12 protein-coding genes are annotated in these 13,712 nt (G+C 43.0%); 6 read left to right on the top strand and 6 right to left on the bottom strand.

Features of this window, described 5'->3' with window-relative positions; translation table 11 throughout:
- Positions 1–157: 157 nt before the first annotated feature.
- Both tig and rdgB read right to left on the bottom strand, forming a co-directional pair.
- A complete protein-coding gene (gene tig, locus ACT3QQ_RS08725) occupies positions 158–1,501 on the bottom strand; it encodes a trigger factor (protein ID WP_444527698.1) in 1,344 nt (447 codons plus the stop codon).
- A 517-nt stretch (positions 1,502–2,018) separates the two neighbouring features.
- Complete coding sequence (gene rdgB / locus ACT3QQ_RS08720) at positions 2,019–2,672, bottom strand: RdgB/HAM1 family non-canonical purine NTP pyrophosphatase (protein WP_444527697.1); 654 nt, start codon at positions 2,670–2,672, stop codon at positions 2,019–2,021.
- A 592-nt stretch (positions 2,673–3,264) separates the two neighbouring features.
- Between rdgB and ACT3QQ_RS08715 the strand changes: the two genes are divergently transcribed.
- From ACT3QQ_RS08715 to ACT3QQ_RS08700, 4 genes are all read left to right on the top strand, one after another.
- On the top strand, positions 3,265–3,894 hold the full coding sequence (locus ACT3QQ_RS08715) for a superoxide dismutase (RefSeq protein WP_444527696.1): 630 nt from the start codon (positions 3,265–3,267) through the stop codon (positions 3,892–3,894).
- 337 nt (positions 3,895–4,231) lie between these two features.
- Positions 4,232–4,450 carry a hypothetical protein gene (locus ACT3QQ_RS08710; protein ID WP_444527695.1) on the top strand — a complete coding sequence of 73 codons (219 nt, stop codon included), beginning with the start codon at positions 4,232–4,234 and terminating at the stop codon, positions 4,448–4,450.
- Between the two features lie 61 nt (positions 4,451–4,511).
- Positions 4,512–5,000 carry a superoxide dismutase, Ni gene (gene sodN / locus ACT3QQ_RS08705; protein WP_444527694.1) on the top strand — a complete coding sequence of 163 codons (489 nt, stop codon included), beginning with the start codon at positions 4,512–4,514 and terminating at the stop codon, positions 4,998–5,000.
- 35 nt (positions 5,001–5,035) lie between these two features.
- Complete coding sequence (locus ACT3QQ_RS08700) at positions 5,036–5,452, top strand: S26 family signal peptidase (RefSeq protein WP_444527693.1); 417 nt, start codon at positions 5,036–5,038, stop codon at positions 5,450–5,452.
- Positions 5,453–5,525: 73 nt separating this feature from the next.
- Here the strand turns inward: ACT3QQ_RS08700 and ACT3QQ_RS08695 are convergent, their stop codons facing one another.
- The 4 genes from ACT3QQ_RS08695 to ACT3QQ_RS08680 all read right to left on the bottom strand — a co-directional run bounded on the left by ACT3QQ_RS08695 (position 5,526) and on the right by ACT3QQ_RS08680 (position 9,276).
- On the bottom strand, positions 5,526–6,266 hold the full coding sequence (locus tag ACT3QQ_RS08695) for an SDR family oxidoreductase (RefSeq protein ID WP_444527692.1): 741 nt from the start codon (positions 6,264–6,266) through the stop codon (positions 5,526–5,528).
- Positions 6,267–6,289: 23 nt separating this feature from the next.
- The gene (locus tag ACT3QQ_RS08690; protein ID WP_444527691.1) at positions 6,290–7,318 is read right to left on the bottom strand and encodes a hypothetical protein; all 1,029 of its coding nucleotides are present in this window, start codon (positions 7,316–7,318) and stop codon (positions 6,290–6,292) included.
- A gap of 18 nt (positions 7,319–7,336) precedes the next feature.
- Positions 7,337–8,155 carry a DUF72 domain-containing protein gene (locus ACT3QQ_RS08685; protein WP_444527690.1) on the bottom strand — a complete coding sequence of 273 codons (819 nt, stop codon included), beginning with the start codon at positions 8,153–8,155 and terminating at the stop codon, positions 7,337–7,339.
- Positions 8,156–8,226: 71 nt separating this feature from the next.
- Entirely contained in the window at positions 8,227–9,276 is a 1,050-nt protein-coding gene (locus tag ACT3QQ_RS08680) for a polyprenyl synthetase family protein (RefSeq protein WP_444527689.1), read from the bottom strand.
- Positions 9,277–10,116: 840 nt separating this feature from the next.
- On the opposite strand from ACT3QQ_RS08680, the gene fadB reads away from it, so the two are divergent.
- Both fadB and fadA read left to right on the top strand, forming a co-directional pair.
- A complete protein-coding gene (fadB, locus tag ACT3QQ_RS08675) occupies positions 10,117–12,276 on the top strand; it encodes a fatty acid oxidation complex subunit alpha FadB (RefSeq protein WP_444527688.1) in 2,160 nt (719 codons plus the stop codon).
- A 230-nt stretch (positions 12,277–12,506) separates the two neighbouring features.
- A complete protein-coding gene (gene fadA, locus ACT3QQ_RS08670) occupies positions 12,507–13,679 on the top strand; it encodes an acetyl-CoA C-acyltransferase FadA (RefSeq protein ID WP_444521235.1) in 1,173 nt (390 codons plus the stop codon).
- Positions 13,680–13,712 lie beyond the last annotated feature (33 nt).

Here is a 13,712-nt window from a genome sequence, read left to right as displayed (position 1 = left end):
TTGACGCTACAAACAAAGTATTTGTAGATTCGATAGTTATGGCTAATTTTAGCTATCGAAACTCATAAAAAATGCGCCCCCGATTAAAAGATCGGGTGCGCATTTTAGTTTTGATAACCGACTAAAGCATATCTAAAAAGACAGCCGGTCTTATCAATTACATTGCTTGCTGCTGTTGTTGCTGAGCGGCTAGCAAGTCTTGGTAGCTAACTTCTTTGTCAGTTACTTTGCCTTGCTCGATCAAGTAATCTACTACTTGGTCTTCTAGTACAACTGACTCAATGTTAGCGCGCTGCTGTTGATCGTTGGTGTAGTATTCGATAACTTCAGCTGGATCTTCGTAGTTTTCAGCGGCTTCTTTGATGAAAGTTTCTACACGCGCTTGATCTACTTCTAAGCCTTTAGTGTCGATAACACGGGCAACGATGATACCAAGACGGGCAGCACGTAGCGCTTGCTCTTCAAACAGCTCATTTGGCAGCATGTCTTTATCGAAGCTATCAGCATTGGCGCCGAACTGCTGAGAAAAACGTTGCATCATCATGTTGCGTTGACGCTCAATTTCTTGCTCTAGCATCGCGTTTGGTACGTCAAACTCGTTCTTTTCTAGCAATGCGTCAAAAGTCGCTTGCTTAACTTGGCTACGCGCAGCATTTTTGATTTCGCGTTCCATGTTTTTGCGTACGTCTTCTTTCAACTTCTCAACGCCGCCTTCTTTTACACCGAATAGCTCTAGGAACTCTTCATTGATTTCAGGTAGCTTAGATCTTTCAACCAATTTTACGTTGATTTTGAACTGGGCTTCTTTACCAGCTAAGTTCTCAGCTTGGTAGTCTTCTGGGAAAGTCACGTCAATGATTTTTTCTTCGCCAGCTTTCATGCCTTTGATACCAGTTTCAAAACCTGGGATCATTTGGTTACTACCGATAACCAATTTGAAGTCTTCGCTAGAGCCGCCTTCGAATTTTTCGCCGTCGATTGAACCTTCAAAGTCAAAAGTGACTTGGTTGTCTTTCGCAGCCATGCCCTTTTTCTCAACGAATTCTTCACGTTGCTTTTGTAGGTTTTCGATCATAGTGTCAACGTCTTCTTCACTAACTTGTGCAGTGTGACGCTCAACTTCAATCTCATCGATACCTTGTACGTCTACTTCTGGGAAGATTTCAACAGTGGCTTGGTATACCAAGAAATCGTCTTCAAGTTTTACGTCGTCGATGTTAGGCATGCCAACAGCGCGGATGTCTTCAGATTTGATCGCTTCAAAAACCGTATCACGGATCACATCGTTGATAACTTCTTGTTGAATGCCAGCACCGTACTGAGAGCGGATGTGTGACATAGGGACGTTACCTTTACGGAAACCGTCAATCTTGGCAGTTTTCGCAACTTGGCGAATACGACCTTCAACTTTGTTTTGAATTTTTTCAACGGGTACTTTAACCGTTAGCTGGGTTTCTTTATTAGATAGCTTGTTGGTTGTGACTTGTAAATCTGTAGCCATGTTAATTACACCTTTAGGATTAAGTAGTACGTTTGATTAATGAAATAGTACTTAGGGTTAAATGGTAATAGACAGACCGCGCCTCAAATTACGGGCATGTACGACGGGCTGCCGTTGAACTAAATAGGGGATAGCGCACAACTTCAAATTCAGTGTCAGTAGCAATTGCCGCTGATACCGAAAGGTGAACTTATTGAGGTTGTCCATGCCATCAAATATCGATAATAAACCGTTAATCCAGCGCATAATAACGCTTTTTGGTGCATTATACAGCCAAATAACGGATTTCAACAAAATTTTAAAAGTAGAACAGTATAATCTATCTGTTTATTAAAGTAAAAATTATCTCTTTGATGGCATGTTTCTTTATGTTGCTTGCCTTTATATGGTTTAACTTTATATAAAAGATCAGCCATATCTATAGCCAATAAATCAGCCAACGAATAAAAAACAGCGATAAGGTTTTAAGCGTATTATGAGTATCAAGCGCACTTATAGATAGAGAGCTATAAAGCACTTATAAAAGTAGCTGTGCCAATAACTGCTGGATTGCCTGACCACGATGACTGATGCTGTTTTTATCAGCAGCGCTCAGACTAGCCGCACTGGCTTGCAAATCAGGCAACCAAAACAATGGATCGTACCCAAAACCGCCGTCACCATGTAGCGAATCCAAGATTTCGCCATGCCATAATCCTTGGGCGATGATTGGTAATGGATCATCAGCATGACGCACCATCGCCAGTACGCAAACAAACAGTCCTTTAACAGGAGTATCTGGCTTTGCTGCACGGATAGGCTGCAAGTCAGCGATGAGCCTGGCGTTATTTTTATCATCGTTACCGTGCTCACCAGCATAGCGAGCAGAGTAGATACCTGGCGCATTACCTAGTACAGGCACGCACAGTCCTGAATCATCAGCAAGTGCAGGAAGTCCACTGATACGGCTCGCATGACGAGCTTTGATAATGGCATTTTCTACAAAACTTAGACCATCTTCGATGGCGTCTTCGATATCGAGCTGACCTTGCGGGATGATCGTCACGTCCAAGTTCGCTTCAGCAAATAGCCGTTTAAACTCAGCCAACTTGCCTTTATTATTACTGGCCAGCACCCATTGGTTAGCGGTTGTCGGGTGGGCAGCAGTTAACGAGGTATCAGTGGTGCTCATAGAGTTATTCCGTAATATAAAGATGATGAAGAGCTATTGTTCGAGTAGGTTTTATTTATCTTCTGTAAGGCTAATCGATAAATGATTTGTCGTTTTAAGTGGTTATACTAATAATGATAACGCATGAGTTTGGAGTGCGTGCAATTCCTGCTTAATAAATAACCAATCGCTATGCAGATTGTACGGGCTATAACATTTGGTAACTGATATTATTGGTTGCTATTGCTATAATAGGCGACAAGCTACAGTGAATTATATCTTATGGCTTGTGAACATTAAGTCAATAAAAGCCTATAAAGTCAAACGTTTGGCTTTTGGGCAAAGAATAATAGCAATAAGTAACCGATAGGTTAATTTTGGATTCATAATGATACGTGATATTGTATTAATCAGTACGGCGTATCAAGCGACAAAAGTCACTTCAAACAATAAACTCAGCCAATTTAGCTCAGTACTATTTATGTCTTTAATGTGCATCTTTTTAAGGTAAATCTGTTTTTAGGCATACCTATTTATAGAGATACTAACTTCATTGATATTCGTTTTAGAAATAGAGAGTATGAGTGGCTAAATAAGCAAGGATAAAATAATTATGTCAAACATCAAATTACCAGATCTTCCATATGCAAAAGATGCGTTAGAGCCACATATCAGTGCAGAGACGCTAGAGTATCATCATGACAAGCATCACAATGCATATGTCACTAAGCTCAACGACTTGCTACCAGGTTCTGGCCTAGAAGACAAAACATTGCCAGAAATCATCGTAGCGACGGCTAAAGATGACAGCAAGCAAGGTATGTTCAACCAAGCAGCTCAAGTATGGAACCACACGTTCTACTGGAACTGCATGACGCCAACAGACGGCGGCGGTGAACCTACTGGCGATCTAAAAGCGAAAATCGAAGAAGACTTCGGTAGCTACGACAAGTTCCGTGAAGAGTTCAAAAACGCAGCATTGACTCAGTTTGGTTCAGGTTGGGCATGGCTAGTCGCTGATAAAGTCGGTGGCAAACTGTCAATCGCCAAAACGGCTAATGCTGATACCCCACTTGCACATGACCAAGTTGCTGTATTGACTTGTGATGTATGGGAACACGCCTACTATGTAGATTACCGTAACCGTCGTCCTGACTATGTTGACACGTTCCTAGACAAGCTAGTGAACTGGGACTACGCAAACGCAAAATATAAAGGTCAAGATGCTGGTGTCGAAGAGTAATCTTTAACAACTAAGTGTTTGATTGATAAAAAGGATACCGTAAGGTGTCCTTTTTTTTGTGCCACAATTTTTTGTTAACAGGGGAGGAGCAAATTATATAAAAGGCTTTAACCCATAAAAATCTTCTATTTTGTAAATGATAATCATTTACAAATAAACTATTTTACGCTATTGTCAGTTAAAGACTAAATCTATGAATAATGAAAACTGCGAAGGACAAAATCTATGCAGCAGTTGTAAAGCGCTACTGAGCTTGACTTTATAGTATTGAGATTCATAGTGTTTAACTTCGCAAACTTACTTTCCTTATCTCATCCTCAATTTTATGGATAAAATTATGAATAAACAAAATATCGGCCAAACTGTTTTAGCGTCTATGCTGGCCGTTTTTTCTTTGCTATCTATGAGTACTAGCGCGATGGCTCATCCAGGACACGATCATGGGGCTAATGAGTCCATGCTTGTACATGTGCTATTTTATGGTGCTATTGCGGCTGCCGTTGCGTTTGCTGTGTTTATTGCATATCGTCAATTTAGTAAGAAAAATGAGAAATAAGCAACGCGCATAACGATAAGACAATAACACTCATAACGATAAGACAATAAGGAAGTTTATTATGCTCCATACTCTTCTCACAAAACTAGATAGTGCTCGACCTTTTGCCCGAGTTTCTGCCCACTGTGATATCCCTTGTGGTATTTATGACAGCACACCCGCTCAAATTTTTGCGTTAAGTGTACTACGTTATTGCTACCAAATTGAGGCATTAACCGACAGCCGTGCAGACCAGGCTAAACTAGTACGTTTGGTCGCAGATAAAGAAAAACATGCTGAGTCTGTCAAACATGAAGTGCGTATTATTTGGGGTGATTACTTCAAAGGTCCATTGCTAGAAAAGTACCCAAATATCCATACACTAGCGCATGACATCATGCTCGCTGGTTCTGCTGCCAAACAGCATATCGATGTGGACAACGCACAAAAATTGGTCGATTTGGTCAATGAGTTTGCGGCAACATTTTGGGATTCAAAAGGCGTAGAAACCTACCGTGCTGTTTGCCCGTATGAGCCAAAAGTAGAAACCGTTTATCCCAAACTAGGCTAAGTTGTATACTTAATATCAGCTCAAAACACGATTACATGAAATTTAAAGTCATGAAAGTCATTGGTAACAGCATGCACCCGACCCTTGAGTCGGGTGCTTTTGTATTGCTATGTCAGCATACTTATTTAGTGCCGTCTCCTGCTGTATTGACCGATTCAAATAGATGTCTGTCTCGTCTATCTTTAAAGCGTCTATTATCTGATAAATTGAAATTAAAGGTGGGCGATATTGTCGCAGTAAACCATCCAAAATATGGTCATATTATTAAGCGAGTAACTCAGCTAGAATACAGCCTAGTATCCGAAGGCATAGACAAGCGATCACAAAAGCGACACATCATGCGTCTGCGTCTAAAAGGCGATAATCGTATTGCCAGCACTAGCGAAGAAGCGATGGGCTGGGTAGAGGCCCATAATCTTATCGGAAAGGTGATTTATCAGTTAAATAGATAGAAAAAAGCCCATCATCAAGACAGGCTCATTCTATAATATTGGTGTGGTGTTCAAATTTTACAGCAGCGATTGGTTAAGCCACACCACCGTTAGCGCCGATATTTTGCCCAGTGATCCAAGCCGCCTCTTCACTAACTAAAAATGCTACCACACGAGCAATATCAACTGGTTCGCCAATACGGTTGAACGCTGACATGCTGGCGAGCTTTTCGATGGTTTCGTCCGATTTTTCTTGATTGAATAGCTCGGTATCTGTTGGACCAGGTGACACAGCGTTGACCGTAATTCCTCGCCCGCCAATCTCTTTGGCAAAGACTCGGGTCATCTGCTCGACTGCGCCTTTAGTCGCGCAATAAGTACCATAAGTGGGTAGCATCATACGAGTCGTGGTGCTAGATAGGTTGACGATACGCCCGCCGTCATTAAGCTTAGTTGCCGCCTCACGAAGTGTATTAAATGTGCCTTTTGCATTAACGGCAAAGATACGGTCAAAGTCTTCGTCGGTGGTTTCTGCAATGGGTTTATTATCCATTATACCGGCGCTATTCACTAAGATATCAGGCTTACCAAACGCATTGATAGTGGTGTCAAACAGCGCAGCGACTTGCTGAGAGTCACTGACATCTGCTTGCACAGCGATGGCTTCACCGCCTGCCGACTTAATCTGACTGACGACATCATTGGCTGCTGCGTCATCGTTTGCATAGTTAATGACGGTTTTGGCCCCTGATTCTGCTAGTAGCATGGCTATCTGTGCGCCGATACCTTTTGATGAACCGGTCACAATCGCGACTTTGTTATTTAGTGTTGTCATTGTTTTTAGCCTTTTTGATTTGATTAATTGCTTATACTATTGTCTAAAGCTTTTTCATCTAGTTTTCTTAGAACAAATTTACCTTGCTCTGCTACGTTAGAAGATTTGTCAGCTGCAAATTTTTCTGCAAAAATCCTAGATTGAATGCCTAGATTCTCAATATTTCTTATAAGAAATTCTGCTGAAACTTGTCTTACAATAGGAGATCGATCAGCCGCTGCTTCATTTAATAGTTCCAGAAAAGGCGGTTGTACGTTAATTTTCCTTTCAGCAATAATAGGTATCAGCTTTCCTTTGCCATATACCTTATCAATCCACTGCCACCCTTGTCCTTTAACCCACGTCATACGACTTTCAAATAGGCTACGATACGCTTTTGCTCTGACATAAGGTTGAATAGCCTCGCTAGCAATTTCATTGAGATAATTATCGAGAATATCTGTGCGACCAATTTGCGAAAGTAATGATGGCATTGGTCCTGATGTAGATGCTATCAAATGGGATTTAAGCAGTAAGGCCATTTCCTCTGTGGCAATCATATCTAAAAACTTTTGATTGTCAGCTTCTTCAACTCTTCCCCACGAGTGCCAATTAAGTAGAAGCACGCATAGTACTTCAGCAACGTATTCAGGTTTTGTACTTCTGAATAATGACGGAAGTATCTCAATTGCAGCTTTACGAACTTGTGGCACCCAATCATTTAATCTGCGCACAACTAAAGCAAAGAAGAAAGCATTTGGTGCGCCACCTGATAACGCGAGTAAACTTTTTTCTCGTTTATGCCCATCTCCATTGACGATACCTAACCAAGTTGATTCCGCGTTTGGTTTAAACGAAAGCTTCCATTCGGAACGAGTAGCAGAGAGCAGACTGGCAACAAGTTCACTACGAATGAGACGTTCCCAATAATCTAAATTCACTAGCTTCAGATTGGACGTTATTTGAATAAGCGATGATATATCTCCTCTATAATCGTTACTAGAGTCGATTGAGAGAGTAAAATCTTTGATAGCTGATACGATGTCGTCTTTTGTTCCTCGATACTTTTGCATGACTGGTTACTCTTTTAGTTAAATCACCTCAAACCTAAATCTACTCAACGCTTCTCGCAGCGTCGCAATATTATAATAGGCATGCGCATTGACAGTATTTTGAAAGAAAATATAAAGCGTATCAAAATGCTGATGCTGATTGGCAATCGCCTGCGCCCAGTCCTGCATCTCCGCCTCACTATAACGATAGTCATGACGGTCAGCCGCGCTCATGGCATCCCACCAGCCCGTATTATTGCCGTGCATGCGTAGATAGCCCGTGCGCTCAGTAAATATCAATCGTGACGGCGGTAATCCGCCAACCTTTGGATAATCAACGCTACACCAAATCAGTCCTTGCTGCACAAAGCTATCGACCACTTGCGGCGTATGCCAGCCGTTATGACGAAACTCAATAGCGAGTGGATAGTCTTGAAACCAACTGACAAGATCTGCTAGATATAAACGATGCTCACGAGTACGGTCAAAGCCGTGTGGGAACTGAAGTAATAAAGGCGCTAAAGCGTTTGCTTCGATAAGTGGGGATAAGGCGTTGAGAAATGCTTGTGCATGCTCGGCAGTGCCTTTACGTGCATGAGTAAAGTCTTGATGCAGTTTGACGGCAAATTTTAACTCGCTGTCCGCCTGTACATAAGCTTTATCAATCATCCCAGCAAAGGCTTTTTGTCCGATGGGGGCATAAAAGGTGCTATTAATCTCGACTGCGCCGTATTGCTTGGCATATTCACGTAAGAAATCAGTCTTTTTAGTGCCAGTAGGGTACAGCGTACCGAGCAAATCGGTATCGCTATAACCACCAGTGCCAAGATAAATGCGCGGGGTAGGGGAACTGTCCATGTTGACCACTCACTGCCGTTTTGGGTAATAAAGTTTACTACGATATCTTTTATTGTCGCTTATTCGACAAGTTACTTTTTACGTGACCAAAGCCATTCAATCAGTGCTAGTAGCGCGTCATTGTCTGTGCCAATGCTTTTTTTGTCGCTACCAAGCTCACGACGGATTGCTGCGCGTCCATCATTGAATAGCGATTGCGCATAGCTGGTCGCATCATCGACACCCATCAGTTTTACATAGGTTGATTTATCTAGTTTTTCATCGCTACCCGCAGGTTTACCAAGGGTATCAGTCGTCATGGTGACGTCTAGCACATCGTCCTGCACTTGAAAGGCTAGACCGATATGTTGCGCGCACTCTTGTAGTGCCATACGCTGCGGGGCAGTTGCACCAGCACAGACGCCGCCCATCAGCATCGATGCCTCAATCAATGCGCCTGTTTTATCGCGATGAATGGCTTCTAGATCATTCTGCGCGATATTGGCACTGGCTTCAGCGTTTAGATCGAGCATTTGACCAGACACCATGCGTCTGGCGCGCGGCGCAAATATTGCCAATAGCTGACTTGCAATATCTGCATCAAATGGCGCAAAGGTTGGCATTTCTGCGGTTAATACTTCAAAGGCTAGCGTCTGCAATACATCTCCTGCCAGTAGAGCCGTCGCTTCATCGAAGACAATATGGGCAGTCGGCTGCCCACGACGCAGTGCGTCATCATCCATACACGGCAAATCATCATGTACCAATGAATAAGTATGTAGCAGCTCCACCGCCAATGCAGCACGGCGCGACATATCGTAATCCGAGTCGTTTTCTATTAGCGCATCTAGATCCCCACTAAGGGTATCAACGTCATCATTACTATCGTCTGAATATTTATTAATACTGGCAAAAGCGCTAGCCACCATCAATGGACGAACGAGTTTACCTTGTCCAGTCATGACATAACGGCAAGCATCTACCAGCGGACTAGGGAGCTTGGCATAAGCAAACAAAACCTCAATATCTTGCGCCAGTTGGGCGCGTACTGCACCGTGAAATTGCTCAGTGCTTTGGAAAGAGATAAAGTCAGAAAGCATAAAGCCAGTAGAGGTAGTACTAGAAGTAAGGGAAACAGTCATAATCCAACCATTTATCAGGGATATAGTAAAACTTATTAGGGATAAGGTAAAAACGCTATTAGTGTAGCATGATAGGTCATATCGCTTATGTGACACACGGTATCAATCGATGTTTTTTTGCACTTTTCTGCCAAAGTCCATTTAAAAAACAGAGCAGTCTTAGCTGCAATATAACGACAAGATTTCGTTACGGATGGATGATGTCACTCTTTGGTTGAATATGTTCTGATAAAAGAGCAAGCTAGACTGGTGCGTGAATCTCATTACAGTAGCTAAATGGCATTAATTAAAAGGCAATTATTAATTAGTGGTAACGGACTGTCATTCCAAAGATGGCATACATTACGTCAAAAACACGAAATAAATCTAAAATGACAATTCAGTATACATTTATTCACTAAAACACTTTTAGCGCAAGGTAAATGCCTGCAAGTGATTTAAGAGTGACTTGCGAGTATGGTATTAGCTTGTGACAGTTAGGGGCATAATCCCCTACACTAATTGACGTGAAAATGGTCTGATGATGACCTTACTGAGTTTCTTCTCAGGAAGCTCAATCGTCGATACTGAGTGCTAGACCAAGTCTCAGTCAGTATTTTGAACATCAGTACCTGCAACAGCAGTATATAAATGAAGCGCTATATGATGTCATGCAAGAGACGCAAAATACGTGCATCATTATGAGTGCTGGATAATAAAGACATATTCACTGGTGAGCTGGTTATATGTTTGTCTTTATAACATGACAAGCGCACAGTGCTCTTACCCATTTTACTAACAGTAACTGGCTATTTATTTTAATTAAAAACGTAGCTTTCGTTATATAGAAAGGAGTTTCAAATGGTATACCAAGGAAATCGCATCACGGTGACAATGCTAGAGGATGGCATCGCCAATATGCAGTACAACGCCGAAAATGAGAGCGTGAACAAATTTGATGCCGAAACCAACAAGCAGTTTGGTGAAGCAGTTAGTGCCTTAGAAAAAGCTGACGACGTAAAAGGTCTTATCGTAACCTCAGCCAAAGGCGTGTTTATCGCTGGTGCTGATATCACAGAGTTCGTCGGTTCTTTCAAAAAATCAGAAAGCGAGATCAAAGATTGGGTCGTTCATGTCAATGACGCGTTCAATCGTTTTGAAGATTTGCCATTCCCGAAAATTGCTGCCATTAATGGCGCGGCGATGGGCGGCGGTTGTGAAATGACTTTGGTTTGTGAATACCGTGTCATGAGTGACAAAGCAATCATCGGTCTGCCAGAAACTCAGCTAGGTATCTTCCCAGGTTTTGGTGGTACTGTTCGTAGTACGCGTATCATCGGTATCGATAACGCACTTGAGCTGATCGCTACTGGTAGCCCAAAGAAAGCATTGCCAGCATTGAAGCTAGGCTTGGTTGATGCGACTGTACCTGCTGACGACTTGCAAGATGCAGCAATTGACCTAGTCAAAAAATGTATCTCAGGTGAGCTTGATTGGAAAGCAAAACGCGAAGAAAAACTGGCTCCAGTTAAGCTAAACCAGCTTGAGCAAGCCATGGCGTTCAACAGTGCCAAAGGTGCTATTTTTGCTAAAGCCAACCCCAAGCAATATCCAGCGCCAGCACTAGCGATCGGCGCCATCGAAAAACACGTCAACTTACCACGTGATAAAGCGATCGAAGTAGAAGCTGCTGGTTTTGCTAAAGCGGCTAAGACGCCACAAGCAGAAAGCTTGGTTGGTCTATTCTTGAATGATCAATTGGTTAAAAAGCTAGCGAAGCAACACAGTAAACAAGCACATGAAATCAATGAAGCGGCTGTACTAGGTGCTGGTATCATGGGCGGCGGTATCGCGTATCAAGCAGCCAGCAAAGGCTTGCCAATCATCATGAAAGATATCAAGTCTGAGCAATTAGACCTTGGTATGGGCGAAGCCAGCAAGTTGCTTGGTAAAATGGTTGAACGTAAGAAAATGACCCCAGCGAAAATGGGTGAAACGTTAAGTCGTATCCGTCCTACTTTGAACTACGGTGATTTTGCTGAGACTGATATCGTTATCGAAGCGGTCGTAGAAAATCCAAACGTGAAACGTGCGGTACTAAAAGAAGTAGAAGGTCTAGTAAAAGACGATTGTATCCTAGCGTCAAACACCTCGACTATCTCTATTACTTATCTAGCAGAAGCACTTGAGCGTCCAGAAAACTTCGTTGGTATGCATTTCTTTAACCCAGTACACCGTATGCCATTGGTAGAAGTTATCCGCGGTGAGAAATCATCTGAAGAAGCGGTTGCGACTACTGTTGCACTAGCTTCTAAAATGGGTAAAGTGCCAGTTGTGGTTAATGACTGCCCAGGCTTCTTGGTCAACCGTGTATTGTTCCCATACTTCGGTGCGTTTGACTTGCTAGTTAAGCAAGGCGCTGACTTTGCTCATGTCGATAAAGTCATGGAAAAATTCGGCTGGCCAATGGGTCCTGCTTATCTAATCGACGTGGTCGGTCTAGATACAGGTGTACACGGCGCAGAAGTTATGGCTGACGGTTTCCCAGATCGCATGAAGCCTGACTACAAAGGTGCTATCCAGCATCTATATGACAATGAGCGTCTAGGTCAGAAAAACGGTATCGGCTTCTATAAATACGAAACAGACAAGCGCGGAAAGCCAAAGAAAGTTGCTGATGAAGCTACTTACGAGTTGCTAAAAGCCACGACTGATAGCGAAAAGCAAGAGTTTGACGATCAAGCAATCATCGATCGCACTATGATTGCCTTCTGTAACGAAACTGTTCGCTGCCTAGAAGATAACATCGTAAGCACGCCTGCTGAGGCTGATATGGCGATGATTATGGGTGTAGGTTTCCCTCCATTCCGAGGTGGCCCTTGCCGTTATGTTGACCAAATGGGTCTAGATAACTACTTGGCACTATGTGAAAAGTACGCACATCTTGGCAAAGCTTATGAAGCGCCGCAAAAGATTCGCGACATGGCAGCTGCAGGCGAGACTTTTTACGCAACAGCGTAATAGTCAGTCATTACTAGGATGAAGTGCCGTACGTTTATTATTTTGCATGAAAGCAATTGAGGCATGAATCGTCTCCAGTAGTAAACGTACGATTATAGTTGGTTCGGTTTAGGGCTAGTACAAGGAAATCAAGCGCAAATGTACCTATTGTACTTTGAGCAAGATTAATGAGGTAATAGTTGTAAGTAGGGCTGACTACACTGACAATAAAAATTGAAAAGGAAGATAGTATGACAACTTTAAGTCCAAAAGATGTGGTCATCGTAGATGGCGTACGCTCGGCAATGGGCAAGACCAAAAACGGTATGTTCCGTCATGTACGTGCTGACAGCATGTCGGCGGAACTAGTACGTGCGCTAGTAGAACGTAATGACTTTGACACCAATGATATCGAAGATATTATCTGGGGCTGTGTAAACCAAACGCTAGAGCAAGGCTTGAACATCGGTCGTAACATCGGTTTACTAGCTGGTATCCCAAAAACCGCCGGTGGCCAAACGGTTAACCGTCTATGTGGTTCTTCTATGCAAGCGCTACATACTGCGGCTGCTCAAATCATGACTAACCAAGGTGATATCTTCATCATCGGTGGTGTTGAGCATATGGGCCACGTAGGCATGATGCACGGTGTTGATTTGAACCCTGCTGCTTCTAAACATTATGCAAAAGCGTCAAATATGATGGGCTTGACAGCTGAAATGCTAGGTCGTATGAACAACATCACGCGCGAAGAGCAAGACGCGTTTGGTCTTGAGTCACATCGCCGTGCATGGGCTGCAACCACTGAAGGTCGTTTTGACAATGAAATCATCGGTATCGAAGGTCATGATGCTGCTGGCCGTCTACAACTATGTACGGTTGATGAAGTGATTCGTCCAGACGCAACAATGGAGCAAATGCAAAAGCTACGTCCAGCGTTTGATCCAAAAGGCGGTACGGTGACGGCTGCTACTTCATCTGCGTTATCTGACGGTGCGTCAGCGATGCTAGTAATGAGCGCACAAAAAGCTAAAGACCTAGGTCTAAAACCACGCGCTCGTATCCGTAGCATGGCTGTTGCTGGCTGTGATGCCGCTATCATGGGTTATGGTCCTGTTCCTGCTACCCAAAAAGCGCTGAAACGTGCTGGCATGAGTCTTGATGATATGCAGACCATCGAGCTGAACGAAGCATTTGCTGCTCAAGGTCTATCAGTACTAAAAGGTCTGAACTTGACTGACAAGCAAGACATCGTCAACATCAACGGTGGTGCCATTGCTCTAGGTCATCCATTAGGGTGTTCTGGCGCTCGTATCACCGTAACATTGCTAAACGCAATGGAGCAGTCGGATACTGAAATCGGTCTAGCGACGATGTGTATTGGTCTTGGCCAAGGTATCGCTACTGTTATTGAGCGTGTTTAATATTGAGTATTTCGTATAGTCTCATTTGTATAA

This window comes from Psychrobacter sp. AOP7-A1-24, from assembly GCF_052376235.1.
Lineage (GTDB): Bacteria > Pseudomonadota > Gammaproteobacteria > Pseudomonadales > Moraxellaceae > Psychrobacter.
This window is presented reverse-complemented; position numbering and strand designations above follow the sequence as displayed.

What these genes read in the sequence shown, in the direction of transcription:
- tig (WP_444527698.1), bottom strand. Translation starts at nt 1,501, where the DNA reads ATGGCTACAGATTTACAAGTCACAACCAACAAGCTATCTAATAAAGAA.
- rdgB (WP_444527697.1), bottom strand. Translation starts at nt 2,672, where the DNA reads ATGAGCACCACTGATACCTCGTTAACTGCTGCCCACCCGACAACCGCT.
- ACT3QQ_RS08715 (WP_444527696.1), top strand. Translation starts at nt 3,265, where the DNA reads ATGTCAAACATCAAATTACCAGATCTTCCATATGCAAAAGATGCGTTA.
- ACT3QQ_RS08710 (WP_444527695.1), top strand. Translation starts at nt 4,232, where the DNA reads ATGAATAAACAAAATATCGGCCAAACTGTTTTAGCGTCTATGCTGGCC.
- sodN (WP_444527694.1), top strand. Translation starts at nt 4,512, where the DNA reads ATGCTCCATACTCTTCTCACAAAACTAGATAGTGCTCGACCTTTTGCC.
- ACT3QQ_RS08700 (WP_444527693.1), top strand. Translation starts at nt 5,036, where the DNA reads ATGAAATTTAAAGTCATGAAAGTCATTGGTAACAGCATGCACCCGACC.
- ACT3QQ_RS08695 (WP_444527692.1), bottom strand. Translation starts at nt 6,266, where the DNA reads ATGACAACACTAAATAACAAAGTCGCGATTGTGACCGGTTCATCAAAA.
- ACT3QQ_RS08690 (WP_444527691.1), bottom strand. Translation starts at nt 7,318, where the DNA reads ATGCAAAAGTATCGAGGAACAAAAGACGACATCGTATCAGCTATCAAA.
- ACT3QQ_RS08685 (WP_444527690.1), bottom strand. Translation starts at nt 8,155, where the DNA reads ATGGACAGTTCCCCTACCCCGCGCATTTATCTTGGCACTGGTGGTTAT.
- ACT3QQ_RS08680 (WP_444527689.1), bottom strand. Translation starts at nt 9,276, where the DNA reads ATGACTGTTTCCCTTACTTCTAGTACTACCTCTACTGGCTTTATGCTT.
- fadB (WP_444527688.1), top strand. Translation starts at nt 10,117, where the DNA reads ATGGTATACCAAGGAAATCGCATCACGGTGACAATGCTAGAGGATGGC.
- fadA (WP_444521235.1), top strand. Translation starts at nt 12,507, where the DNA reads ATGACAACTTTAAGTCCAAAAGATGTGGTCATCGTAGATGGCGTACGC.